General features: G+C 69.0%; 29 protein-coding genes. 16 read left to right on the top strand and 13 right to left on the bottom strand.

Going from position 1 to position 22,157, the window contains the following annotated elements; all coding sequences use genetic code 11:
- Positions 1–71: 71 nt before the first annotated feature.
- The 4 genes from R2910_12450 to R2910_12435 all read right to left on the bottom strand — a co-directional run bounded on the left by R2910_12450 (position 72) and on the right by R2910_12435 (position 2,830).
- Positions 72–794: a glycerophosphodiester phosphodiesterase family protein gene (locus tag R2910_12450; protein ID MEZ4413790.1), complete on the bottom strand. Its 723-nt coding sequence runs from the start codon at positions 792–794 to the stop codon at positions 72–74.
- Entirely contained in the window at positions 791–1,762 is a 972-nt protein-coding gene (locus R2910_12445; protein MEZ4413789.1) for a nitronate monooxygenase, read from the bottom strand. Before R2910_12445 ends, R2910_12450 begins: the two co-directional genes overlap by 4 nt.
- A 165-nt stretch (positions 1,763–1,927) precedes the next feature.
- Complete coding sequence (locus R2910_12440; protein ID MEZ4413788.1) at positions 1,928–2,398, bottom strand: hotdog fold domain-containing protein; 471 nt, start codon at positions 2,396–2,398, stop codon at positions 1,928–1,930.
- A gap of 9 nt (positions 2,399–2,407) precedes the next feature.
- Positions 2,408–2,830: an Rrf2 family transcriptional regulator gene (locus R2910_12435; GenBank protein ID MEZ4413787.1), complete on the bottom strand. Its 423-nt coding sequence runs from the start codon at positions 2,828–2,830 to the stop codon at positions 2,408–2,410.
- Between the two features lie 180 nt (positions 2,831–3,010).
- On the opposite strand from R2910_12435, the gene R2910_12430 reads away from it, so the two are divergent.
- From R2910_12430 to R2910_12400, 7 genes are all read left to right on the top strand, one after another.
- Entirely contained in the window at positions 3,011–3,499 is a 489-nt protein-coding gene (locus R2910_12430) for a cytochrome c (protein ID MEZ4413786.1), read from the top strand.
- 42 nt (positions 3,500–3,541) lie between these two features.
- Positions 3,542–5,506, top strand: a complete 1,965-nt coding sequence (gene nosZ, locus R2910_12425; protein ID MEZ4413785.1) for a Sec-dependent nitrous-oxide reductase — start codon at positions 3,542–3,544, stop codon at positions 5,504–5,506.
- 63 nt (positions 5,507–5,569) lie between these two features.
- The gene (locus tag R2910_12420) at positions 5,570–6,157 is read left to right on the top strand and encodes a hypothetical protein (protein MEZ4413784.1); all 588 of its coding nucleotides are present in this window, start codon (positions 5,570–5,572) and stop codon (positions 6,155–6,157) included.
- A complete protein-coding gene (locus R2910_12415) occupies positions 6,154–6,615 on the top strand; it encodes a nitrous oxide reductase accessory protein NosL (protein MEZ4413783.1) in 462 nt (153 codons plus the stop codon). The genes R2910_12420 and R2910_12415 overlap by 4 nt, the downstream gene beginning before the upstream one ends.
- Before the next feature lie 12 nt (positions 6,616–6,627).
- On the top strand, positions 6,628–7,872 hold the full coding sequence (locus R2910_12410; protein ID MEZ4413782.1) for a nitrous oxide reductase family maturation protein NosD: 1,245 nt from the start codon (positions 6,628–6,630) through the stop codon (positions 7,870–7,872).
- The gene (locus R2910_12405) at positions 7,869–8,606 is read left to right on the top strand and encodes an ABC transporter ATP-binding protein (GenBank protein MEZ4413781.1); all 738 of its coding nucleotides are present in this window, start codon (positions 7,869–7,871) and stop codon (positions 8,604–8,606) included. The genes R2910_12410 and R2910_12405 overlap by 4 nt, the downstream gene beginning before the upstream one ends.
- Positions 8,603–9,394: an ABC transporter permease subunit gene (locus tag R2910_12400; protein ID MEZ4413780.1), complete on the top strand. Its 792-nt coding sequence runs from the start codon at positions 8,603–8,605 to the stop codon at positions 9,392–9,394. Before R2910_12405 ends, R2910_12400 begins: the two co-directional genes overlap by 4 nt.
- On the opposite strand, the gene R2910_12395 is transcribed toward R2910_12400, so the two are convergent.
- Genes R2910_12395 through R2910_12355 form a run of 9 tightly spaced genes read right to left on the bottom strand, consistent with a single transcriptional unit; the run spans position 9,391 to position 13,734 of the window.
- A complete protein-coding gene (locus tag R2910_12395) occupies positions 9,391–9,798 on the bottom strand; it encodes a hypothetical protein (protein ID MEZ4413779.1) in 408 nt (135 codons plus the stop codon). The two genes, R2910_12400 and R2910_12395, sit on opposite strands and share 4 nt — an antisense overlap.
- Positions 9,798–10,214, bottom strand: coding sequence for a hypothetical protein (locus tag R2910_12390; GenBank protein MEZ4413778.1), 417 nt, complete (start codon positions 10,212–10,214; stop codon positions 9,798–9,800). The genes R2910_12395 and R2910_12390 overlap by 1 nt, the downstream gene beginning before the upstream one ends.
- A gap of 8 nt (positions 10,215–10,222) precedes the next feature.
- Positions 10,223–10,747, bottom strand: a complete 525-nt coding sequence (locus R2910_12385; GenBank protein MEZ4413777.1) for a thioesterase domain-containing protein — start codon at positions 10,745–10,747, stop codon at positions 10,223–10,225.
- A complete protein-coding gene (locus tag R2910_12380; GenBank protein ID MEZ4413776.1) occupies positions 10,744–11,001 on the bottom strand; it encodes a DUF4332 domain-containing protein in 258 nt (85 codons plus the stop codon). The genes R2910_12385 and R2910_12380 overlap by 4 nt, the downstream gene beginning before the upstream one ends.
- A gap of 5 nt (positions 11,002–11,006) precedes the next feature.
- On the bottom strand, positions 11,007–11,366 hold the full coding sequence (locus R2910_12375) for a YbjQ family protein (protein MEZ4413775.1): 360 nt from the start codon (positions 11,364–11,366) through the stop codon (positions 11,007–11,009).
- The gene (locus R2910_12370) at positions 11,363–11,929 is read right to left on the bottom strand and encodes a DUF1003 domain-containing protein (GenBank protein MEZ4413774.1); all 567 of its coding nucleotides are present in this window, start codon (positions 11,927–11,929) and stop codon (positions 11,363–11,365) included. The genes R2910_12375 and R2910_12370 overlap by 4 nt, the downstream gene beginning before the upstream one ends.
- A 25-nt stretch (positions 11,930–11,954) precedes the next feature.
- Entirely contained in the window at positions 11,955–12,449 is a 495-nt protein-coding gene (locus tag R2910_12365; protein MEZ4413773.1) for a VOC family protein, read from the bottom strand.
- The gene (locus tag R2910_12360) at positions 12,446–13,375 is read right to left on the bottom strand and encodes a hypothetical protein (GenBank protein ID MEZ4413772.1); all 930 of its coding nucleotides are present in this window, start codon (positions 13,373–13,375) and stop codon (positions 12,446–12,448) included. Before R2910_12360 ends, R2910_12365 begins: the two co-directional genes overlap by 4 nt.
- Positions 13,376–13,398: 23 nt before the next feature.
- Positions 13,399–13,734, bottom strand: coding sequence for a methylated-DNA--[protein]-cysteine S-methyltransferase (locus R2910_12355; GenBank protein ID MEZ4413771.1), 336 nt, complete (start codon positions 13,732–13,734; stop codon positions 13,399–13,401).
- Positions 13,735–13,897: 163 nt separating this feature from the next.
- Between R2910_12355 and R2910_12350 the strand changes: the two genes are divergently transcribed.
- From R2910_12350 to R2910_12310, 9 genes are read left to right on the top strand one after another with little or no spacing between them, the layout of a single operon-like run.
- The gene (locus R2910_12350) at positions 13,898–14,260 is read left to right on the top strand and encodes a hypothetical protein (GenBank protein MEZ4413770.1); all 363 of its coding nucleotides are present in this window, start codon (positions 13,898–13,900) and stop codon (positions 14,258–14,260) included.
- Positions 14,257–16,134 carry a V-type ATPase 116kDa subunit family protein gene (locus R2910_12345; protein MEZ4413769.1) on the top strand — a complete coding sequence of 626 codons (1,878 nt, stop codon included), beginning with the start codon at positions 14,257–14,259 and terminating at the stop codon, positions 16,132–16,134. The genes R2910_12350 and R2910_12345 overlap by 4 nt, the downstream gene beginning before the upstream one ends.
- 15 nt (positions 16,135–16,149) lie before the next feature.
- A complete protein-coding gene (locus R2910_12340) occupies positions 16,150–16,371 on the top strand; it encodes a hypothetical protein (GenBank protein ID MEZ4413768.1) in 222 nt (73 codons plus the stop codon).
- Between the two features lie 4 nt (positions 16,372–16,375).
- Entirely contained in the window at positions 16,376–16,951 is a 576-nt protein-coding gene (locus R2910_12335) for a V-type ATP synthase subunit E (protein ID MEZ4413767.1), read from the top strand.
- A 1-nt stretch (position 16,952) separates the two neighbouring features.
- Complete coding sequence (locus R2910_12330; GenBank protein MEZ4413766.1) at positions 16,953–17,975, top strand: V-type ATPase subunit; 1,023 nt, start codon at positions 16,953–16,955, stop codon at positions 17,973–17,975.
- Positions 17,972–18,298, top strand: coding sequence for a V-type ATP synthase subunit F (locus R2910_12325; GenBank protein ID MEZ4413765.1), 327 nt, complete (start codon positions 17,972–17,974; stop codon positions 18,296–18,298). The genes R2910_12330 and R2910_12325 overlap by 4 nt, the downstream gene beginning before the upstream one ends.
- Positions 18,298–19,983, top strand: coding sequence for a V-type ATP synthase subunit A (locus R2910_12320; protein ID MEZ4413764.1), 1,686 nt, complete (start codon positions 18,298–18,300; stop codon positions 19,981–19,983). The genes R2910_12325 and R2910_12320 overlap by 1 nt, the downstream gene beginning before the upstream one ends.
- Positions 19,980–21,362 (top strand): V-type ATP synthase subunit B, encoded by a 1,383-nt coding sequence (locus R2910_12315; protein ID MEZ4413763.1) that lies wholly within the window; start codon positions 19,980–19,982, stop codon positions 21,360–21,362. The genes R2910_12320 and R2910_12315 overlap by 4 nt, the downstream gene beginning before the upstream one ends.
- Complete coding sequence (locus R2910_12310; GenBank protein MEZ4413762.1) at positions 21,359–21,994, top strand: V-type ATP synthase subunit D; 636 nt, start codon at positions 21,359–21,361, stop codon at positions 21,992–21,994. Before R2910_12315 ends, R2910_12310 begins: the two co-directional genes overlap by 4 nt.
- The last annotated feature ends 163 nt before the right edge of the window (positions 21,995–22,157 follow it).

The raw sequence follows: 22,157 nt of genomic DNA, 5'->3' as shown, positions 1-22,157 counted from the left end.
GGAGAGGGGGCGCAATGGCGGGATGTCTAGTGTGTACGTGTCGCTTCAGCGATATCAGCCGAGCCGCGGGTTTACCCGCGAGCGTGCGTCCCGAACATCGCCAGCTTGGCCGGGTCGTTGGTCAGGATGCCGTTCGCTCCGCGGGCGCGGAGTTCGTCGGCCTCGGCGGGGTCGTCCACTGTCCATATATGGACGGGACAGCCGAGGGCGTGAGCGTTGGCAATGAACCGGCGGGTGGCCACGGGGAGGAAGTGGTGCCGGTCAGGCACGGAGAGGGCGTGATAGGCCACCTTCCTGGGCCGGGTGCCGGTGGCTGAGCCGACGAGGAGCCGGAGGATGTCCTTCCGGCTGGCGCCGACCAGGAAGCGACCGTCGCGGAAGCACTCGAGGGCGTCGTGATATTCGGAGGCGACCAGGCACTGGCTGGCGGCGTCATGCCGGAGGATGACATCGCGCACCTGCTCCTGGCCCGCCACTTCCTTGAGCTCGATGAGCATCGGCATAGAGGGGAAGGCGCCGAGGACCTCGTCGAGGGTGGGGATGTTGGTGCCGGCACGGAGCTGATCGAGTGTCCGCTCGATGAGGGGACCACGCAAGTCGGTGGTGCGGTCGAGGGTGGGGTCGTGATGCACCACCACCTCTCCATCGGCGGTCAGGCGGACATCGAACTCGAAGGCGTCCACCCGCAGTTCGGCTGCGCGCTCGAAGGCGGGGAGGGTATTCTCGGGCGCCTCGGCGGAGGCACCGCGGTGCGCCACGAGGGGGAAGGCGGCCAGATCCACCAGGATATTCATGGGGCGGCCGCGGCGAACCTCTTCACGATGTCGCCCGCCGGTTCGATGGAGGTGATGCCGTCCACGCTCTTCCCCGCCTGCCAGAAGTCCTTGCTTCCCGATTCGTCCAGGGAGGCGTGCTTGAGCTGGAAGAGCGACTTCAACGCATAGAAGGTGCGCATCCAGTGCTTCCGCTTCCGGCCGCGCAGCATCCACCTGGCAAAGGCGCCGGCGTGGAGTCCCATCTTCTGGATGTATGGCGTGTTGATGACGGCCACCGGCACGCCGGTGATCCGTTCGCTCAGCACGATGTCGTCGGCGTGGGCATTCACGATGGCCTGCTTGTACACCTCGCTCGCCTGGCACTCGGGCGTGGCGATGAAGCGGGTGCCCATCTGGACGCCGGCATAGCCAATCCTGAGCGCCTCGACGAAGTGCTGTTCGTCACCCACGCCGCCGGCGCAGATGAGCGGCACGCCGAGGCCGCCGAGTTCGGTCCAGAGCTCTTCCACCCCCTTGGGACCGGCGTGTCCCCCCGCGCGGCGGTTTACGGCAATCAGCCCGTCCACCCCGGCGGCGAGCCCCTTGTCGGCCCACTTCCGCTCGGTCACGTCATGGTAGACCACGCCGCCGAAGGCGTGAGCCTTCTCGACCACCCATTTCGGGTTGCCGAGCGAGGTCACGAAGAAGCGGACCCCTTCCTCGATGGCGATGTCCACCCAGTTGACCATCCGCTGGTGGTAGGTCTTGGACGACGCCTCGATGAGCGCGTTCATGCCGATCGGTTTGTCGGTGAGCTTCTTGATGAGGCGGAGGCCTTCGCGGAAATCGTGGCCGTAGACATAGGTGAGCGAGATCGGCTGCACGATGCCGAGGCCTCCGGCGTCGGAGACGGCGGCGACCAGTTCGGGGTTGCTGCATGGGTACATGGCGCCGCAGATGAGCGGGACCTCGATGCCGGCGTGTTTGGTGAATGCGGTAGTGGTCAAGCGAATACGCCCTTCCAGTTGTCAGTCCATTGGACGAGGGAGGGTCGGAGATAAGGGAGAATCGGAAGATTGCCTAGACAGGTCTTGTTCGATTCAATTGCTGTTCTCCGACCCTCCCTTGCCTCCGACCCTCTCTCGTTTGTTGTTGTGCTTCTCTTCCAAAGATCATTGCGGCGGGCTGAGCCGCCAGGTGACGGCGATCCGCGCCACGGTGTCACCGGCCTCGTCGCGGATGTCGGCATGCACCACATAGTCGATCGATTCGGTGACGTCGGGAATCGTCACCGTCGCCTCGGCGGTCAGCGTGCCGCGCGCCTTCTTGAGGTAGTCGATGCCCAGATGGGTCACGATGCTCCGGATGCCGGGGGGCAGCCCGGTGATCATCGCGAGTCCGCTGGTCACCTCGCCCAGGTTGACGAGGGCGACGGCGTGGATGGAGCGGAGGTGATTGCGGACCTTGCGGCGGTCGCGGAGGGTCACGCGGGCGTAGCCGGGGCGGAGCTCCCGGACGTGGGCGCCGACGGTGCCGGTATAGGGGACCATCCAGCCGAGGAGACGGCTGAAGAGCCAGGTGCCGGCAGGCAGGGACGACAGGGCGCTCCAGGCGCCGCGGATTCTCTGGGCGGGATCGGGCATGGGGGAAATCTAAGCGCGCTTCACCCTTGCCACCGGACTCTCCAGCAGGTCGCTCACCTTCGTTTCCCGGAAGAAGGTCGAGACCTCGTTCGACACCGACTTCCAGCGCCCGTGGGCGGGGCAGGGGTCGCTGTCGCTGCACGCCGCCCGCCCCAGGAGGCAGATCCTCGTCCCGGTCGGTCCGTCAAAGGGAGCCACCACCTCGGCGAGGGTGAGCTTGGACGCCGGCTTGGTCAGGCGAAATCCGCCGTGCTTGCCGCGCGTGGAGGTAAGCACCCCCGCGCGGGCCAGCAGGTGGAGGGTCTTGGAGAGGTAGTTCCGGGGGATGTCCAGCCGCTCCGCAATGTCGCTGACGTTGGAGAGCTCGGCCTGGTCGGTGGTGGCCAGGTAGAGGACGGTGCGGAGGGCGTATTCAGCGGTCTGGGAGAGCATCCGGTGTCGTGATGAAAGTGTGAAGACGCCTTCAGAATGAATAGTTGTAAATATCATACCGATATGATAATATAATCCCTGTTCCTAATGCTACTGCCATTCCTCCCGTGAAGCACGGTTCACATCGGGATGGAAGTCAGGAGCGCTCAACTCACTTCCTGAACGCTGCCGAGGATTCTCATGGCTGGACGACGCTGGCTCAGTGCACTCACCGTGGCAGGTCTTGTCGGGCTCGCCGCCTGCGGCGGCGGAGAAAAGGCGCCGCCGGCGTCCTCCTCCACGCCTGCCGCCTCCGGCAGCGACCTCACACCGTTCCAGCTCGAGAACGGCATCGGGCCGATCACGGCACCGATCGAGCTCGGCCCGGTCAACGAGGCGATGGCGGAGGAAGGGAAGACGCAGTTCGAAGCCAAGTGCTCCGCCTGCCACAAGCTGGGCGAACGCTACGTGGGCCCGCCCCTCGGCGGGATCCTCGAGAAGGTGACCCCCGCGTTCGCCATGAACATGATCCTGAATCCCGTCGAGATGTACACCCGGCACCCGGCCGTCAAGGAACTCCTTGGCCAGTACATGACCCAGATGCCGGACCTGGGCCTGACGCAGGAGCAGGCCCGCGCGGTGGTGGAGTACCTGCGCACCACCACGCCCCCAGCTGCCCCTGCGCAGTAACACGGCCCCGTTGCGGGCTTCACCGTTCCAGGAGGAGCGACCATGTCACGCAGTCTGAAGATCGGGTCCCGGATGATGCTGGGCGCCGCGGCAGTGGCGCTGACGCTGGCAGGCTGCGGCTCGGGGAAGGCCCCCGCCGCGGGCGCGACCGACGCGGCGCAGCGGGTGTATGTGCCACCCGGCCAGTACGACCAGTTCTACATGTTCACGTCGGGCGGGTTCAGCGGCCAGATGGGCGTCTACGGCCTGCCCTCGGGCCGGCTGCTCAAGGTGCTGCCGGTCTTCTCGCAGAATCCCGAGAACGCCTACGGGTACAGCGAGGAGACGAAGGCGATGCTGAACACCTCCTACGGCTACATCCCGTGGGATGACGCGCACCATCCCGAGCTCTCGATGACCAACGGCGTACCCGACGGCCGCTGGATCTTCATCAACGGCAACAACACCCCGCGGGTCGCGCGGATCGACCTGAAGGACTTCGTCACGACGGAGATCATCGAGATCCCCCATTCGGCGGGCAACCACGCCTCGCCGTTCGTCACCGAGAACACCGAGTACTCGGTGGCCGCCACCCGGTTCAGCGTGCCGACCCCGCAGGCCGACGTGCCGATCGCCTCCTACAAGGAGAACTTCCGCGGCCTCCTCACCTTCATCAAGGTGGACAGCGCCACCGGCGGGATGGACATCGCCTTCCAGATCCTCATGCCGGGGTACAACTACGACCTCTCGCACTCGGGCAAGGGCCCGTCGCACGAGTGGTCGTTCTTCACCTCCTACAACGTGGAGGAGGCCAACACCCTCCTCGAGGTCAACGCCTCGCAGCGGGACAAGGACTACATAGCCGCCGTGCACTGGACCGCGGCCGAGCAGTGCGTCAAGGACGGCAAGGCGAAGAAGGTGCCGGCCCGCTACGCGCACAACGTCCTGCACCACGAGACGAACGTCGCCACCACCGAGTGGAAGACCTCCACCAACTTCCTGGACGCGAAGGACTGTCCCGGCGTGGTGTACTACCTCCCGACCCCGAAGTCCCCGCACGGCGTGGACGTCGATCCGTCGGGTGAACTGATCGTCGGCGGCGGCAAGCTGGCCTCGGTGATCCCTGTGCACTCCTTCTCGAAGATGCTCAAGGCCATCGAGGACAAGGCGTTCGAGGGCGAGGTCGACGGCGTGCCGGTGCTGAAGTACGAGGCCATCGTGGCCGGTGAGGTGAAGGATCCGGGCCTCGGCCCCCTCCACACCGAGTTTGACGGGCAGGGCCACGCCTACACCTCGATGTTCCTGACGTCGGAAATCACCAAGTGGTCCCTCACCGACTTCACGGTGATCGACAAGGTGCCGACCTACTACTCCATCGGGCACCTCTCCATCCCCGGCGGCGACACCCGCAAGCCGTGGGGCCAGTACGTGGTGGCGCTCAACAAGATCACCAAGGACCGGTACCTTCCGACCGGGCCGGAGTTGACCCAGTCGGCGCAGCTCTACGACATCACCGGGGAGAAGATGCAGCTCCTGCTCGACTTCCCGACCATCGGCGAGCCGCACTACGCGCAGATCATTCCAGCCTCGATGCTGGTCGACAAGCAGATCCGGACCTACACCCTCGCGGACAACAAGGATCCGTACGCGGCGCTCAACGAGTCGGCGACCGGGGTCACCCGGAACGGCCGCGCGGTCCACGTCAAGATGACGAGCATCCGCAGCCACTTCATGCCCGACAACATCGAGGGCGTCCAGGTGGGCGACTCCGTGTACTTCCACATCACCAACCTGGAGCAGGACTGGGATGTGCCGCACGGCTTTGCCATCACCGGCCTGAACAACTCCGAGCTCCTGGTCATGCCGGGCGAAACCCGCACGATCCTCTGGCTCCCGGACCGGGTCGGCGTGTACCCGTTCTACTGCACCGACTTCTGCTCCGCACTGCACCAGGAGATGTCGGGGTGGGTGCGGGTATCTCCGCGCGGCAGCAGCGTGGCACTCGTGGCCAACAAGCCGACCAAGTAAGCAGTGTACCGGCGGGCGGGAGGGGATGGTTCCCCTCCCGTGCCGCCCACCGAGGTTCTTGCCATGTCCCGCCTCTCCAGAATTCTCGTCGCGATCGCGGCCCTCTCCATGGCCCTGGTCTACCTGCTTCCGCTCTGGCAGATCGGGCTGGAGGCGCCGCAATACCCGGAGGGGCTGGGGCTCTACATCGCCATCAACAAGATCGTCGGGCAGCAGCCGCAGGACCTCAACAGCATCAACGGCCTGAATCACTACATCGGGATGAAGGTCATCTCGCCGGACGACATCCCCGAGCTCAAGTACATGCCGAAGATCGTGGCCGGGCTCATCGCACTCGGTCTGCTCACGGCGGCCGCGGGAAAGCGACGGCTGCTGATGGGGTACGCGGCGGTGCTCCTGCTCTTCTCGGTGGCGGGGCTCGCGGATTTCTACAAGTGGTCGTACGACTACGGACACAACCTGAGTCCCGAGGCGATCCTCAAGATTCCCGGCATGACCTATCAGCCTCCACTGATCGGGAGCAAGCAGCTGCTGAACTTCCACGCCACAAGCTGGCCCGCATCGGGCGGATGGGTGCTGATTGCCGCGGTCACCCTGGTGTGTGTCCTTGCCATCCAGGCCTGGCGGTGGCCCAGGGCAGAGCCCGCGTGAGCCGCCTCCGCCTCCGCCTTCGCCGGCACGCCGCCGTGCTCCTGGGTGCGGTCGCGCTGGCATGCGGGTCTCCCGGTCCCGTCCCAATCGCGTTCGGTGAGGCGGCCTGCGATCACTGCCACATGACCATCGTGGACCAGCGCTTCGCCGCCGAGCTGGTCACCCGCACGGGCAAGGTATACGCCTTCGACGATGCCGGGTGCCTGGCCACCTTCACGGTCAGCGGACCGGTGGAGCCGGACCAGGTGCACTCGGCATGGGTGACGGACTTCCGCCAGCCAGGCACATTGATCCCGGCACAGGACGCGATCTTCCTCCGCACCGAATCCGTTCGCACCCCGATGTCGAGCAGTCTCCTCGCCGTGCCGCGCGCCGCGGGCGACAGCCTGCAGGCCGCTCTGGGCGGCACCCTGCTCGACTGGCCGCAAGTCCTCGCCGCCGCGCACGATTCGGCGTAGCGTCCCCTCCCCATGATGCGCCCCCTCCCCCACGGCCTCCTCGGTGTGTGCCTCCTCACTGCGCCAGTGGCCGTCGCGGCCCAGTCGCTCGTGGTGGTGGACCCCGCCGGGCCGGTCCGGACGGTGACCGAGGCGCTGACCCGGGTCACGCCCGGCGGACGGATCACCGTGAGGGCCGGGACCTACGCCGAACCGGTGATCCGCGTGGCGGTACCGGTCACCATCGTGGGGGACTCCGGGGCGGTGTTTCTCGGTGGCGCGCACCAGATCTTCGTGGTGTCCGCGGACAACGTGACGCTCCGGGGGCTCACCATGCGGGGGGGCGAGACCACGTTTATGGAGGACCGCGCGGCGGTGCTGTTCGACAGCGTCGCCAACTGCGTCATCGAGGACAGCCGGCTGGAGCGGACCTTCTTCGCGATCTACCTCTCGCGGAGCCGGGGGTGCCGGGTCTCCCGCAACGTGGTGGCGGGGGCGGCGGAGGTCGAGATGACGGCCGGCAACGCGATTCACCTCTTTCATTCGAACGACGTCCTGATTGACGGCAATGTGGTGACGGGACATCGCGACGGGATCTACCTGGAGTTCGCGGAGCGGGTGCGGGTCCTCGGCAACGAGAGCGTGGGCAACCTGCGCTACGGGCTGCATTTCATGTTTTCCCATGAGTGCGAATACCGGGACAACCGGTTCGAGCGGAACGGCGCTGGCGTCGCGGTCATGTACACCCGCCACATGGTGATGGACGGCAACACCTTTGCGGACAACTGGGGGCCGGCCTCGTACGGACTGCTCCTCAAGGAGATCCGCGACAGCCGCATCCTGCACAACACCTTTCGCCAGAACAGCGTCGGGCTCTACATGGAGGGCTCCGCCCGTAACGAGGTGACCGGCAACACCTTCGAGGCCAACGGCTGGGCCATCCGGGTGCTGGCCAACGCCGAAGGGAACACCTTTGCCGGCAACACTTTCCGCCAGAACTCGTTCGACGTGACCACCAACAGCAGCCGCAACGTGAGCACCTTTCGCGAGAACTACTGGGACCACTACGAGGGGTACGACCTCGATCACGACGGCTACGGCGACGTGCCGTATCACCCGGTGCGTCTCTTTTCCCTGCTGGTGGCGCAGAACGAACCGGCGCTCATCCTCCTCCGGAGCTTCTTCGTCGACCTGCTTGACGCGGCGGAACGGGTGATGCCGGTGCTCACCCCACCCATGCTGACCGACCCGCGCCCCCTGATGGAGCCGCCGGCATGACGGCGGCCCCGACCACGACCTCCGCCGTCGAGTTCCGTGCCCTGCGGAAGCGCTTCGGCCGTCTGACGGCGCTCGACGCCGTCGACCTCCAGGTGGCCGCCGGGCGGATCACCGCGCTGGTCGGCCCCAACGGCGCCGGCAAGTCCACGCTCATCAAGTGTCTGCTCGGCCTGGTGCATCCCGACGAAGGGAGCATCCTGCTGGAGGGGGCGCCGCTGGACGGCGGGTTTGCCTATCGCGCCGGCGTCGGGTACATGCCGCAGGCGCCACGCTTCCCGGACAACCTGACCGGCCGCGAGGTGGTGGAGATGCTGCGCGACCTCCGGGGGCGCGGCACCGCCACGGACGACGAGCTCCTGGAGTGGTTCGGGGAATCGGGGGCGCTCGACCGGCCGGTCCGGGTGCTGTCGGGCGGCACCCGGCAGAAGCTCAACGCCGCGATCGCCTTCCTCTTCCGTCCGCGGCTGCTGATCCTCGACGAGCCGACGGCGGGGCTGGATCCGGTGGCGAGCGGCATCCTCAAGGACAAGATCCGGCGGGTGCGCGACGGCGGCGCCACGGTGGTCCTGAGCTCGCACCTGATGGCGGAACTGGAGGAGCTGGCGGAGGACCTCGTTTTCCTGGTGGACGGCAGGGTACGGTATGCCGGGTCGATGGACGGCCTCAAGGAACATGCTGGCGAGACCGGGCTCGAGCGGGCCATGGCGGCGCTCCTCCGGCGGGGGAGCGCATGAACACCACCGCGCGCATCCTGAAGTACGAGCTGCACAACGTGGTACGGAGCCGCGCGGTGCTGGTGTACACGCTGCTGCTTTTCGTGCTGACCGACGTCCTCTTCCGGTTCGGCGGCGAGGGGGCGCGGGTGGTGATATCACTGCTGAACGTGGTGCTCCTGCTGGTGCCGCTGGTGAGCGTGGTCTTCGGCACCATGTACGTCTATGGCGCGCGCGAGTTCACCGAGCTGCTGCTGGCCCAGCCGGTGGGGCGGCGCTCGCTCTTTGCCGGACTCTATCTGGGGCTGGCGCTGCCGCTGGCGGGGGCGTTCCTGGTCGGCGTGGGGGTGCCGTTCCTCATCCATGCCCGACCGGACGCGGCGCTGATCGTGCCGCTCGCCATGCTGCTCGTGGCGGGACTGCTCCTCACGCTGGTCTTCACCGCCGTGGCGGTGCTCCTGGCCATCCTCTTCGACGACCGCGCCAAGGGATTGGGCGGCGCCATTCTCATCTGGCTCTCCTGCGCGGTGCTGTACGACGGCGTTGTGCTCCTGCTCATCACGATGTTCCGGAACTACCCGCTGGAGCGCCCGGTGCTGGCGCTCACCATGCTCAATCCCATCGACCTGGGGCGGGTGCTCCTCCTCCTGCAGTTCGACACGGCGGCGCTGATGGGATACACGGGGGCGGTGTTCGAGCGGTTCTTCGGGACGTCGCTGGGGCGGGTGACGGTGCTCGGTGTGCTGGCGGTGCAGGCGACGGTGCCGCTGCTGCTGGCGAGCCGGGTGTTCCGGAGAAAGGACTTCTAGCGCCCGAACGGTTTGACCCGCGGCCAGGCGGCTGTGGCAAAGGCGACCGCCGCCAGCAACTCCGCCGCGCGTCCGGTCAGTATCACGCCCTCGGCGGCTCCGACCGAACGCCCGATTCCTGCCAGCAATACTCCCACGTTCAACAGCACCCATGCCGCCCAGATCGGCGCCGCGGGCCCGCGCTCTGGCAGCTTCGGGTACTTCGGCAAGATCCACCATGCCACGCCCATGGCCAGCTGCACCATCCACCCGATCAACAGCACCTCGGCGTGCAGCGAGAAGAGCCGGAAGACGCCGGTCGGCATCGGAACGGCCTTGGCGCTCAGGAGGAGCGCACCCATCGCGGCGCCGGCGGCAAGCCAGCAGAGAGCGCTGCGGACGAGGAGCATGCTGAGGAAGGGCACTACTTCACCTTCACACGGGGCCAAGTGTTGAGCACGAAGGCCCAGGCGCCCAGGAGCTGGAGGCCCGCGGAAAGCAGCAGGAGCGTCCCACTCCCTCCGCCGGACATCTGGATCGGTTCGCCGACAAGGCGCAGAAGCAGGCCCGCGTTGAGACCGGTGTAGGCCAGCCAGCCGAGCCGGTCGCTGCCGCGCGGATGCTCGGCGGTGTAGCGGGGGAACATCCAGAAGGCCACACCGAAGATCAGGTTGGTGAGCCAGCCGACGGTCAGGAGATGGAGATAGGTGGGGTAGGGAAGGGTCCAGGTGGTGCCCGGGACCTGTGCCGAGACGCCGCCGGCCAGCAGGACACCCGTGGCCAGGGCCAGGAGGAACCAGAGCAGGGCGGAGCGGACGAACCAGCGGGTCAGCGGTGGCATGAAGCGCGTCAGTCTCGGTGGCGGCGGACGGCCCCGCTGCCCAGCTGCCCCGCTGCCCCGCCGTCAGTCATCGCCACATACCGCCCATGAAACCGCACCGCGTCTCCCGACGCGTCTGATATCGTCACGTCGAGCTCGATGCGGCCCCGGCCCTTCTTCGCCACCGACTTCACCAGCCGCTCAATAGCGGAGGCCGACGGCGCCTTGCAGGTTGCGGTGAAGTCGCCCGTGACCGGCCGGAAGTAGTGCACGGCGCTGTCCTGGATGACGACGTGCGACTTGATGCCGTGTTCCCGCAGCACCAGCCAGATGGTGCCCCAGCCGGCGAGCGTGGCGGTGGCGTTGAGGCTGCCGGCGAACGCGGTGCCCTTGTGATTGATGTTTGGCGCCAACGGCGAGGTGAGCACCAGCCCCGTCCCCTCGCGGCCGACCACGCGGAGGCCGAGCGCCTTGGTGATCGGCATGTCGCGACGGAGCTTGGTGCGCAGGGCGCGGAGGAGGTCTGGCTTGGCGCCTCGGCGGGGAGTCGTCACGAGCGGTCCTTCCAGTTCCACCACTTGAGCAGCTCGGGTCTTGGCCTCGGTGTGCCCGCATAGTACACCGCGCAGCGGAACACGTAGAGAACGCAGGGATCCTGCGGCCCCAGGAGTTCGCTCAGCCGGTCATAGAGGCGCTGGGGGTTCCGGCGCCTGAGTTGCGCCACGGAATGGATGCCGAGCGCGCGGAGGTCGGCGGCGATGCTGGGTCCGACGCCGGGAATCTCCTGCAGCGGATCGCGCGCGGCCACGGTGGTCAATCTTCTCCGCTCGTCAGCTGCTCGCGCACCACCACCGCGGTGCCGTAGCACAGCACCTCGGTGACGCCCGGGAGGAGTTCCGTCGCGTCGTACCGCACGCCGACCACCGCGTTGGCGCCCATCTGGTGGGCGTGGGTCAGCATGATGTCGAAGGCTTCCTGCCGGGTGCGCTCGCAGAGGGTGGTGAGCATCGAGATGTTGCCGCCGAAAATCGTCTCGATCCGTGCGGCCAAGGAGCCGAAGACGTTCCGGCTCCGGACGCTGATGCCGCGGACCACGCCGAGGCTCTGCGCGATGCGGAAGCCGTCGAGCTCGAAGGTGGTGGTCGTCATTTCGTGACTGCTGGTGTCGATCATGCGGACTCCCCGGTGGCGCGCTCCAGCAGGCGCTGGAGCAGCTGGATCTGTTGCTGCTGCATCTCCACGAGGGCGGCCCAGTCGCGCTCGCGGAGCTGGTCGAGCTTCTCGTGGAGCGACTGGATCTCGAGCTCGGCCTTGAGGTTCACCTCGTAGTCGTGCGTGGCTTCGAGCCGGTCCCGCGCCGCCTGCCGGTTCTGCGACATCATGATGACCGGGGCCTGCAACGCGGCGAGCATCGAGAGGATCAGGTTCAGCAAGATATACGGATAGGGGTCGAAGGCGGCGCCGCGCCGCGCGAGCAGCACCGAGTTGAGCACGACCCAGCCGGCGAGCATGAGAAACGCCAGCCCGATGAACGGCCAGGAGCCGCCGAACGCGGCGATCCGGTCGGACACCCGCTGGCCGAAGGTTCGCGTGTCCGCGAATTCGGTGTTGACGTCGCGGGCGACGCTGCGGGTCAGGAGGACGCGAGCCACGGCGCGTCGCTGTGGCCCGGTGAGTTTTTCCCAGAGGGCGGGCAAGCCGTGCGGAGGGCCGCTTGGCCCGGATGCGGAGGTCATTGTGCGTCTCCCGCGTGGATGTACGTCAGGGTGCCTCGCGCAGCAGCGCGCGGATGTCGAGCGGGCCGGTGGTCATCACGAGTGCGCCACCGGCATCGCGTGGCCATTCCTCGCGGGGCCGGTCGCGATAGAGCTCGACGCCGTTCTCGTCGGGGTCCCGGAGATACAGGGCCTCGCTCACGCCGTGGTCGCTGGCGCCGTCGAGCCGGATGCCGGCGGCGAGGACGCGCCGGAGCGCGTCCGCCAGCGCAGCACGGTCGGGATAGCGAATGGCGACATGGTAGAGCCCGGTGGTGCCCGGGGGAGGCGGCGAGCCGCCAAGGCTCTCCCAGGTGTTAAGCCCGATGTGGTGGTGGTAGCCGCCGGCGCTCACGAAGGCGGCGCCGTCGCCGTAGCGTTGCGTCAACTCGAACCCAAGCACGCCGCAGTAGAAGGCGAGGGCGCGTTCGAGGTCGGCCACCTTGAGGTGGACGTGCCCGATGTCGACCCGCGGGTCGATGGGACCGGGCGCGTCATTCATCGGACGTACCCGACCGCGTCGAGGATCGCGTCGAGGGTGTCCACCATGGCCTGCCGCGCGAGGCGCATGACGTCCTCCCCTGTGCGACCGCCGGTCTCGGGGAGTTGGCAGACGGGTCGGGAGGAGATGGCCACCAGCGAGGCATTGTCGCCGACCGCCGTCATCACCACCAGTTCGATGCCTGGGCGGACGTCCTCCGAGGCCAGCGCGAGGGCCGATCCACTCGGCCAGGCAAACCGCGGCGTGGTGCGCCACAACCCGGCGTCCTCGCTTCGGTACGCGAAGTGGTACTCCCGAGCCGCCAGGGTGGAATCCACCAGGAATGGGAGCCGGTGCATGGGCACATACATCGGCCAGACCGCGACCAGGGCCGAGTCGCTGATGACGCCGTCGGGGCAATCATAGGGCGGGGGAATCGTGAGAACCAGCGTCGAGACGAGCCGCTCGAGCGTCGCGAAGTCGATGCTGCCCGCTGGCTCGGCACCCCTGACCTGGACCAGGGTTTCCCTGCCCAGGAAGAGCCAGAGGTAGGAATCCACGAGGTGGCCGTCGTGCAGGCGCCGCAAGGCGGTCAGTCGTCCCCGCTCGAGCCAACTGGTGGGTGGCGGTGCGACGACGGTGGAACCGGCGATAGTCAGTTTGTCGTGCCCAGGGCGGCGGCTTTCATCAATCAGGGCCTGCGCAAAGTTGGCCGACAGCGTGTCGACGGCCCGTTCCGCGCACGCGTCGACGCAGGGGTCGAGCGACGGGGGCAGGGGCGTCACAAAGAGCAGCACCTCGGCCCCGTCGGCGCGCTGGTACCGTTGCACGATCCCGGCATTGGCCTCCGGGAGCCGCGCCCGCTCCACCAAGACGAATTCCGAACTCCCCGCCGTCGCGGTCTGCGCCTCAAGGCCACCGGGGAGGAGCAGGTGCAGACATGTCACGAACGCACCAACACCCCATATCCTCATTGCCGCCGCCTGCGGGGGGCCCATCCGAATTTTGCCAAGTCCACGCGCCCTCGCGAATCGAAGCGAACCCCCTCCCTCGTCAACAGCATGCGCTGGGTCAGCGCATGGTGGTCCCTGAGGCTGATGAGGCCCTTCGCATTCAGCACGCGGTGCCAGGGAACGGTCGAGCCATTCGGCAGGGCGTGCAGGGCGTAGCCGACTTGGCGGGCCGCATTGATGAGCCCAGCTTCCGCCGCCACCTGGCCGTAGCTGGCGACCCGCCCCCGCGGGATCCGCCGTACGGTCGAATAGATGGCCTGATAGCGGGGCGAGAGGGTCTTGCCTGAACTCATATCTCAATGCTAGCGCGGTAGTTCAGCAGGCGCTATCATGGCGCCCCCTTCCCCGCTTCCCCGCCCCTAAAGATCCCTTCAGGGCCTGCTCCCCCTCCCTTCACCTGTTCACCGGCAACTTTCTCCAACGGCCCCCGTGTCCCCTGGGCCGGTGGATAGGGTCATGCGACGCAGATCGTCAGCTCCCGACTCGGCGCCCCGGAGCGCCCTCGCCCGTCTCCTCGAGGTGGAATCCCGCCTCGAGGCGACGCTGGAGGAGGCGCGTGCCGAATCGGCGGCCCTGCTGGAACGCGCGGTCGAGCGGGCGGAACTCCGCGAGGGGTCACTCGCCGCCGAACTGGCAGCGGCCGATGACGAACTCTCGGCGCGCCTCGCAGTGGATGCCGAGGCGCGCATTGCCGAGGAAGAGGCGGCGCTCGCCGCGGTGCGGGCGCGGTACGAGGCGGTGGACGAGGTGGCAGCCACGGAGCACGCCCACTGGCTCGTGCAACAGGTGCTGCGGATCGCGGCGGAGGCGACGCCATGATCCTCCCCATGATCCGCGCCCGCATCCTCGGTCCCCGCGAAGAACTCGACGATGTTCTCGCCGCCGTGCAGGACGTCGGGCTGTTGCAGCTCTCGGAGTCCCGTCCGAGTGGCGTCCTCCGTCCGGTCGAGTCCCACGAGCGCGAGGCGCGGGAAGCGCGCCGCCTCCGCGGCCTGTTGCGCGACGTCGATGCGCTGGCCACCAGGTTCGATGCCCCCCCCGTGAACGCACCGGCTCCCCCCTCGACCTCCTTTGCCGCGTGGTTGCGTCAGTTCCGCCGCGCCCGCCGTGCAATGGACCGGATCGAGGCCAGGCGACGGACCCTCGAAGAGGAGCGCACGGGGACGGCTCGGCTCCTCGAGTTCATCCGGGCCTTTCGCGGTCTGCTGCCGACCGGCAGCGGCACCCGGACCCACGGCTATCACCTGGTCCTCCGCGGACAGGACGCGGGCATCGTGGCTCGGCTTCGGGAGGCACTTGCCCAGGCCATCGGCGACGAGTTTGTCCTCGAGACGGCGCCCCTCCTCACCGGGGAGCTCGCGGCCGTCCTGCTGGTGCCACCCACCGACGCCGCCCGCGTCGAGCGCCTCCTCGCGCAGGCGGGCGTGCACGAACTGCCGATGCCCGAAGGGAGCGGCGGCCGGACCCTCGGCCAGCTCGGTCCGACGCTGGCGGCCCGCCGCGATGCGATCGACGCCGAAATGGAGGCGCTCGACCGGGAGCGCCAGGCGCTGGCGGTGGATGTCGCCCCGCAACTGCGTGGCGCGCGCGCGGCCGTGGAAGACCGCCTGCTCGGACTCGCCGCGCGGGAGATGGTCGCGGCGACCCCGCGCAGCTTCGTGGTGGAAGGCTGGCTTCCCGCCGCCGGATTCCCGAAGCTCACGCAAGCCTTGGCCGCGCGCTTTGGGGGACGGGTAGTGGTCGAATCGGTGGCGCGGGAAGACTGGGAGGGGGAGTCCGCGCCGGTTGTGCTCCAGAATCCACGTCTCTTCCGCCCCTTCGAGACGATCACCCGCATGGTGCCCCTGCCGGCCTACGGCACCATCGATCCGACGCCGTTCGTGGCGGTCTTCTTCCCGATGTTCTTCGGACTGATCATGGGCGACATCGGTTATGGCATCCTCCTGGCGCTCGTTGCCCTCTGGCTGCGGCATGGCGGGGCACCCGGCAGCACCCGGCGGGCCGTGGCCGAAGTCCTCGGGGCGGGCGCCGCCTTCTCGGTGGCGTTCGGCATCGCCTTCGGCGAGTTCTTCGGCGACCTCGGTGCCCGCTGGTTCGGTCTGCGCCCCATCCTCCTCGACCGGGAGCATTCCCTTCTGGCCTTCCTCGGCCTGGCCATCGCCATCGGGGCGGTGCACATCGTCCTCGGCCTGGCGCTCGGAGTGTTCAACGCCTCGCGCGGTCACCCGCGCCAGGCGGTCGGGAAAGGCGCCTCGCTGGTCATGGTGCTGCTGATTGTCGTGGTCCTGCTCGTGGCAATCGAAGTCCTGCCCCACGGCTTCCTGACCCCGGCGATCATCGGCCTGCTGGTGCTCTTTCCCGTGCTGGTCCTGGCGGAGGGGATCATCGCGCCGATCGAGTTTCTCTCCACCCTGAGCAACATCCTCTCGTACGCCCGCATCATGGCGCTCGGCACCGCGTCGGTGATGATGGCGGTGGTGGCCAACGAACTGGCCGGCAGCGTCGGCAGCGTGCTGGTGGGCGTGCTCTTCGCGCTGCTCTTTCACCTGGTCAATTTCGCGCTCGCCATCTTTGCCCCGACGATCCACGGGTTGCGGCTGCACTATGTCGAGTTCTTCGGAAAGTTCCACAGTCCTGGCGGGCAGGCGTACCGCCCCTTTGCGCACTGGCGCCCCAGCGGGCACGCCAGCTGAACCCACGGAGGTCGCATGGAAGCGTTCCTGATTCCCCTCAGCGCCGCGCTGGCCGTCAGCATCCCGGCGCTGGCCACCGGCTGGGCACAGTCGCGCATCGGGCCGGCGATCTCCGCCAGCCTGGCGGAGAAGCCCGAGCTCAGCACGACGGCCATTCTGCTGGTCGCCATTCCGGAGACGATGGCGATTCTCGGCTTCGTCGTGGCGGTTCTCATCATGCTGCGCGCCGGCGGTTGAGCGCGTGAGCATCGACGCCCTGCTCCTGCACCTGGAGGAGGATGCCGCCCGCGAGTCGGCGCGCCTCCGGGATGATGCGGAGCGCCGCGCGGCGGAGATCGTTGCGCGGGCCGAGGCCGATGCGGCGCGAAAGCTTGCGCTGCACCTCGAGCGGACCGCCGAGGAGCGGCGCACCGCCGGCGAGCGCCAGATTGCCACCGCGCGCGCGGTGGCGCGGGAGCGCTTCCTCGCGGTGCGCGCGGGCGCCCTCGACCGGGTCTTTGAGCTGGGCACGAGGCTGCTGAAGGACATGCCGATTACCCGGTATGCCGATGGCGCCGGCGCACTGGCCGTCGGGGCGGCGCGCTACCTGGAACGGGGCCCCGCGGTCCTGTTGAGCCCGGCCGACGCAGTTTCCGCCACCGCGGCGGCGGTGCTCGGGCTGCCCGATCTGGTGGTGGAGTCCGCCGATGTGGCCGCCGGCGTCACGGGCCACTCGGCCGACGGCCGCGTGACGGTGGACAACACGCTGGTGGCGATCCTGGCCCGGCGACGCGCCGACCTTGCCATCGACCTCTGCGCCCGGATCGAGGGGCACTGAGATGCGCTGGGACGACGTGAACGCGCGCGCGCGGGGCCTCGCGACGCATCTGCTCGATCGGGACGCGTTCGCGGCGCTCGCCGCCGCACCCGACTGGCCGACACTTCTCAGCCGCGCCGCCTCGCTCGACTACCCGTTCGACCTCGGCGCCGGCGCATTGGTCGATCCACCGGCGTTTGACCGCGCGGTGAGCCTCGTGGCGGCCCATCGGTTCAACCTCCTCGGCCGGTGGCTTGCTGGCCGCGGCGCTGTGCTGGCGGTGGTCATGGAGGACGAGGAGCGCCGGACCCTGCGCGCGCTGCTGCGCGGCGCCGCCCAGGGCGCCTCACCCGGTGCCCGTCTCCACGCCGTGTTGCCGACACCCTCCCTGCCGCTTCGCGTCCTCGACCGCCTGGCGCGGGCCACGACGGTGGCCGAATTCGCACATGACCTCCTGCGGTTCGGACACCCTGCCGGACGGGTGCTCGAACAGCTCGGCAGGCAGTCGCCCCCGCCCGGCCTCGGTGATCTCGAGTGGGCGTTGACCCGGCTGTTCAGCGAGCGCGCCATGCGTGAGGCGCGCGCCGGTGGGAGCGTGGTGCGGCGCTTCGCGGCGGAACTGGTGGACCAGGAGAATCTCTGGACGCTGCTGTTGTCGGCCCCGCCGCCGGACGCCGCGACGGTCGAGCGGGAATATCTGCCCGGAGGCGGCGTATTGACGCGTGAGATCTTTGCCCGGCTCAGGACGGAGCGGGATGGCGATCGGCTGATGACGCAACTCCGCGCGCAGTTCGCGGGCACCGCCATCGGCGTCGCGCTCGCCCGCGACCCGGTGGAGTGGGCCTCGCTCGAGGCGCGCATCGCGGCGGCCCGGATTGTCTGGCTCCGCGGACTGGCGCGGCGCGACCCGCTGGGGTCGGCCGTCGTGCTCTCGGTGCTCGAGCGGATTCGTGCCGAGGCGCGCGCGCTCCGTGCCATTGCCTGGGGCATCGCGTTCGGCGCCCCGACGGCGGCCCTGACTCCGCTGATGCCGGAGGCCGCATGAACCGTGGCGTACGCGTCCTCTGTCGGCCAGCCACGGCGGCCGGCTTCGCGCTCGCCGGTCTCGTGGCCGACATCGCCGACGAGGAGAGCGTGGCAGATGCCACCCTCCGTTCGCTGCTGCAGCGGCCCGAGGTCGGGATCGTGTTGCTCGAAGAGTCGATTTACGAAGGGCTGGCACCGGAACTCCGGACCATCGTCGACCGGGTGCCCCAGCCGATCGTCGTTCCCTTTCCCGGCCCCGCCTGGCGGGCGGCGGCCTCCGCCGAGGAGCAGGTCGTGGAACTCCTTCGCCGCGCCATCGGATACCGGGTGAGGCTCCGGTGATGGGCGCCCGGGTGGTGCGCGCCGCCGGCGCGCTCGTCGAGGCGGCACCGCTGCCGCGGGCGGCGCTCTACGAGATTGTGCGCGTCGGGCATCGGCGACTGCTGGGCGAGGTGATTCGCGTTCAGGGCGAGACGGCCACCGTGCAGGTGTTCGAAGACACCACGGGGCTGGCGCTCGAGGAGCCGGTGGAGGCCACCGGTGCGCCGCTCCAGGCGGAGCTCGGCCCCGGTCTCCTCGGTTCGGTGCTAGACGGCACGGGCCGTCCGCTCAGTCGTCTCGCCGATCGGGAAGGGAACTTCCTCTCCACCGGTACCGTCGCGCCGACCCTCGACCGGTCCCGTCGCTGGGTGTTCACCCCAAGCGCCAGCGCAGGCGACCACCTGGTGGCGGGCGATGAGCTCGGTACCGTGGAAGAAAATGAAGGGGTGATCCACCGGATCCTGGTGCCTCCGATGTCAGGTGGGGTGCTCGCGGAACTCACCGCCGGCACCTACGCGGTCGATGAACCGATCGGGACTCTGGAGGATGGCACCGTCCTCACCCTGATGCAGCGCTGGCCGGTGCGCGTGCCGCGGCCGGTGGAGCGGTGGCTTCCCGCCGACCGGCCGTTCATCACGGGGCAGCGCGTCTTCGACTTTCTCTTCCCGGTGGCCGAGGGCGGGTCGGTCGCGGTGCCGGGAGGGTTCGGCACCGGTAAGACGGTCATTGAACAGTCGCTGGCCAAGCATTCCAAGGCCGACATCGTGGTGTATGTGGGGTGTGGCGAGCGCGGCAACGAGATGGCCGACGTGCTCGAGGAGTTCCCCTCGTTGGAAGATCCTCGCACCGGCCGCTCCCTGATGGACCGCACCGTCCTCGTAGTGAACACCTCCAACATGCCGGTGGCGGCGCGCGAGGCGTCGGTCTATCTCGGGCTCACCATCGCCGAGTACTACCGCGACATGGGCTATCGGGTGGCGATGATGGCGGACTCGCTCAGCCGGTGGGCGGAGGCGCTTCGGGAAATCGGGTCGCTGCTCCGCGAAATGCCCGGCGAGGAGGGGTATCCCACCTCCCTCGGCAACCGGCTCGGCAAGCTCTTCGAGCGCGCGGGGCGGGCGCAGGCGCTGGGGTCGGCGAAACGTGAGGGCGCGGTCACCCTCATCAATGCGCTGTCTCCGCCGGGTGGCGACTTCTCCGAGCCGGTCACGCAAGCGGCGCTGCGGGTGGCCGGTGCCCTCTGGGCCCTCGACGCGTCGCTGGCGCACCAGCGCCAGTTCCCGGCGGTGGACTGGGAAACGAGCTACAGCCTGCAGGCCACCGACGTGATGCCCTGGTTCGAGGAGCATGGCGGTGTGGGATGGACCACGCTGCGTCAGGAAACGTTCGCGCTCCTGCAGCGGGACCGGGAACTCCGCGAGGTGGCCGGGCTCGTCGGGCCCGATGCGCTGGAAGACCAGGACCGCCTGATCCTGGAGACGGCGCGGCTGCTGCGCGAATTCCTCATCGGGCAGAGCGCGTATGACCCCGCCGACGCCAGCTCGCCGGTCACGAAGACCTGGAAACTCGCCGACACGATTCATCGGTTTCATCGCGCCGGCATCGAGGCGCTCGCGGGTGGCGGGACGATGGCATCGGTCGACGTGGCGGGGGTCCGCCGCGAGCTGACGGCGCTGCGGGCCTCGCCGGAAGGAGCGACACCATGAGTGGCACGCCCCGCACCTATGCCGGCGCCGATGCGGCCGCCGGGCCGCTCCTCACCGTGTCGGACGCGCACCGTGCGGTGCTCGGCGAGTGGGTGCGCATCACGACGCCGGGCCAGCCGGCCCGCCGGGGCCAGGTGATCGACGTGAGCCGTGGCGCCACGGTGGTGCAGGTGTTCGAGGACACCGTCGGGCTGGCGCCCGCCGGAACCGGCGTCACCCTCACCGGCGACATCGCCCGTGCCGTGGTGGGAGAGGAACTCCTGGGGCGGGTCTTCGCCGGCTCCGGCGCGCCGCTCGACGGGTTGCCAGCGCCGGTGGGGTCGGCGCGCCGAGCGGCGTGGGCGGCACCCCTCAACCCGGTCTGCCGCCGCAAGCCGGCCGACTTCATCGAGACCGGCATTTCCGCCATCGACGGGATGAACACCCTCGTCCGCGGGCAGAAGCTGCCGATCTTCTCGGGCGCGGGGCTCCCCGGGCTCGAGCTCGCGGCGCGCGTCGTGGCCGACGCGCGGACGACACACGGCGAGCCGTTCGCCGTCATCTTCGTGGCCGTCGGGCTGACGCAGCGGGAGACCCAGCACTTCCTGCAGCGGTTCGAGTCGAGCGAGGCGCTGGCGCGGAGCGTGTTTTATCTCAACCGCACCGGCGACCCCACCATTGAACGGCTGCTGGCGCCGCGCCTGGCGCTGGCGCAGGCCGAGTACCTCGCCTTCGAGCGCGGCATGCAGGTGCTGGTGGTGCTGGCCGACGCCACCAACTACTGCGAGGCGCTCCGCGAACTTGGCGCCGCGCGCGAGGAGATTCCCGGCCGCCGCGGCTACCCCGGCTACATGTACACCGACCTCGCCACCATCTTCGAGCGGGCCGGCGTGGTGCGCGGATCGGAGGGGTCCATCACGCAGCTCCCGATCCTCTCGATGCCGGACGACGACATCACGCATCCGATTCCCGACCTGACCGGGTACATCACCGAGGGGCAGATCGTCCTGAGCCGCGAACTGGACCGGCGCGGCATCTTTCCGCCGATCGACGTGCTGCCGTCGCTCTCGCGGCTCATGGGCGCAGGCATCGGGGCGGGCACCGCGCCCGATCACCGCCGGTGGTCCGACCAGCTCTACGCCATCTATGCCCAGGGCCGGGAGGCGCGGCTCACGGCGGCCATCGTCGGCGAGTCGGGGCTGCCGCCGGCGGACCGGCGGGCGCTCGCGTTTACCGACCGGTTCGAGAAGGAGTTCATCGACCAGGGGGGCGCACGGCGCACCATTGCGGAGACGCTCGAAATCGGGTGGACCTTGTTGGAGACGCTGCCGCGCGAGGACCTCCACCGCATTCCCGAGGAGGCGTGGGCGCGCCGGGCGGGACGCGAGGCGGCGACATGAAAGTGCTCGGTCCCCCGACCCGATCGAACCTGATCCGGCACCGGCGCAGGCTCGAACGGGTGCGCAAGGGCATCGACCTCCTGACGCGGAAGCGCCAGGCGCTGGTGGCCGACCTCTTTCGCGTGGCCACGCCGGCCATCGAGGCGCGGAGCCGGGTGGAGGCGAGTGCGGCACGCGCGTATCCGGCGCTGCTTGGCGCCGCGGCGATCCATGGCGCCGCCGGGCTCGACGCGATGGGATGGCCGGCGCGACAGGTCGAGGTGGAACTGACCGTCTCGGAGTCCTGGGGCGTGGCCAGCGGGGCGGTGCAGCGGCTGACGCCGGTGCGGCGCACGCTGGAGGCGCGGGGGCAGGCGCCGCCGCTCACCGGGCCGGCGGCGAACGCCGCCGCCGGCGAGTTCGAACAGATGGTGGAGCTGCTCCTCGATGCGGCGTCGACGGAGCTGCTGCTCCGCCGGCTGGCGGAGGCGCTCCGCCGCACCTCGCGGCAGGTCAACACCCTGGAGAACCAGGTGGCGCCGGGACTCAGCGCGGAGATCCACCGGGTGCGCGCGCTCCTCGAGGAGCGGGAACGGGAGGATCACACCCGGCTGAAGCACCTGCTGCGGCTGAGGCAGACCCCGACCAGCTAGCTGGCCCCAGCCCTGCTGCCCCGCCCTCTCCCTGCATCCCCCTTTTTCGACCCCTCACCCCCCGTCCCCCTCTCCCTCCGGGAGAGGGGGTGTGCCGGGAGGCTGGGCAGGGCCTGCCCCTTGCAGAACGGGGGTGGGGGGGGGCCGTAGATTGGCGGCAGCT

The organism is Gemmatimonadales bacterium, from assembly GCA_041390145.1.
Lineage (GTDB): Bacteria > Gemmatimonadota > Gemmatimonadetes > Gemmatimonadales > GWC2-71-9 > SPDF01.
This window is presented reverse-complemented; position numbering and strand designations above follow the sequence as displayed.